The organism is Caballeronia arationis (genome assembly GCF_001544975.2).
Lineage (GTDB): Bacteria > Pseudomonadota > Gammaproteobacteria > Burkholderiales > Burkholderiaceae > Caballeronia > Caballeronia arationis.
In genome coordinates this window covers 1-1398 of the sequence record NZ_FCOG02000437.1, presented here as the reverse complement: position 1 = coordinate 1398, position 1398 = coordinate 1, and the positions used below count along the sequence as shown (strand labels likewise).

Here is a 1398-nt window from a genome sequence, read left to right as displayed (position 1 = left end):
TAGGGCACCGCCGAACGAAAGAGGCGGCAACAGACAAACCGAACCTACTGCTACCGCGCCACATCTCGACTCTACCGTACACGGAAGTCCAGCATCGGATTGGTTCGACCAGTTTCTGACATCGGCGATCTCGCACAGGGTCGTAGCCGTGTCACGAATTCAGCGAAATCTTCCGCAACCTTCGGCGTTCAACGCCGTTGCGCAATTGGCCTGCGACAAACGCGCTGACGATCAGAAACAAATAGAAGGCCACGAGATCGTGACGCCAGACATCCAGGGCGAGTCGATGCGCAATCAATATTGGATCGGGGCCCGCAAGTACAACGCTCTTCGCCTCGACAGCTCGCATCATCCGGATAAAGCCTGCCGCGGACAGCAATGGCAATAGGGTGACCAAAGCCAACAGTGCGGGCTTCACGGGGCGCGCCCACGGGAAGTGATGCAATCGAAACCATAGCCCGAGACATCCGTGTATCCATCCGGGCGCGATCAGCGCAAGCTGCAAACCCTGCGTACCACTCGTTAGCAGGAGGACCACGACACGCTCATAGTCAGGCTCGAAGCCATAGAGCGAGGACGCGAGCCGGGTCGTCACTGCATGGCGGATAAGCAGGAGCGGCAGGCTGAGTCCTGCCCACAGGCGGACCCACTCAGCTACCGGTAACGCCCAGTGACGGCGCGCGTATATCGTGCGCACGGCCAGCGCAAAATGCAGCGTAGCCGCACCGTACAACCCAATCGTTCCCGGTGTGCTGCGCCAGAGCCGTAGCGCTAAAACAAGGCCGCGTCCAGCAAGTTCGAGTGACCAGATCCCGAGCGCGTGATTGATCAGATGGAGAAAGAGATAGATCAGCAACACCGCGCCAGACCCAAGTTGCAACCGACGCGGGACGGCTTGAATCTGCGCCGTCATACCAGCATCCGGCGAGCGTAGTGCGACGCGCGACGAGCAAACGCCGCCCGGCCGCTAGATTTTCGCGCACCTCCAATAAAACTGCGGCGTAACCGTCCCGACAGATCAGCCGCCGGCGACTGCATCGGCGCAGATCCGCGCTGACTCGCCGCGTCCTGACGTACCGCTTCTGCGAATCGCTGCAATGCCGATACCGAACCGCATACGCTCTGGTATTCCTCGCGGCCGATCCTGCCGTCGAGGATGACGGCAAATCCCGATGCATGGGCCATGTCGACGATGTTCATTTGATCACCCGTTTCGAGTCTGTCCTACCTGCAAGACCGTGGGGATGGGTCGGTTATTCCCTGAATCGAACGGATGCATGTGAGCGCAGTCGAACGCGCCTGATACCGGCGGCTCATGTCGGCACTTGACGACTACGTGACGGACACCAACCCCGTGCGCGTAGTCGATGTTTTTGTAGAAGAGCTTGATCTTCATAA

General features: G+C 59.5%; 2 protein-coding genes and 1 pseudogene. All 3 read right to left on the bottom strand.

Annotation, left to right across the window (positions count from 1 at the left end; all coding sequences use genetic code 11):
• Positions 1–151: 151 nt before the first annotated feature.
• Positions 152–913: a hypothetical protein gene (locus tag AWB81_RS42960; RefSeq protein ID WP_062644655.1), complete on the bottom strand. Its 762-nt coding sequence runs from the start codon at positions 911–913 to the stop codon at positions 152–154.
• On the bottom strand, positions 910–1200 hold the full coding sequence (locus AWB81_RS42955) for a hypothetical protein (RefSeq protein WP_087135622.1): 291 nt from the start codon (positions 1198–1200) through the stop codon (positions 910–912). The genes AWB81_RS42960 and AWB81_RS42955 overlap by 4 nt, the downstream gene beginning before the upstream one ends.
• A gap of 4 nt (positions 1201–1204) precedes the next feature.
• Positions 1205–1398 (bottom strand): annotated as a pseudogene (locus AWB81_RS48155) (hypothetical protein); the annotation flags it as partial.

Bases quoted from the DNA above. Each gene is read 5' to 3' on its own strand.
- AWB81_RS42960 (WP_062644655.1), bottom strand. From the start codon at position 913: ATGACGGCGCAGATTCAAGCCGTCCCGCGTCGGTTGCAACTTGGGTCT.
- AWB81_RS42955 (WP_087135622.1), bottom strand. From the start codon at position 1,200: ATGAACATCGTCGACATGGCCCATGCATCGGGATTTGCCGTCATCCTC.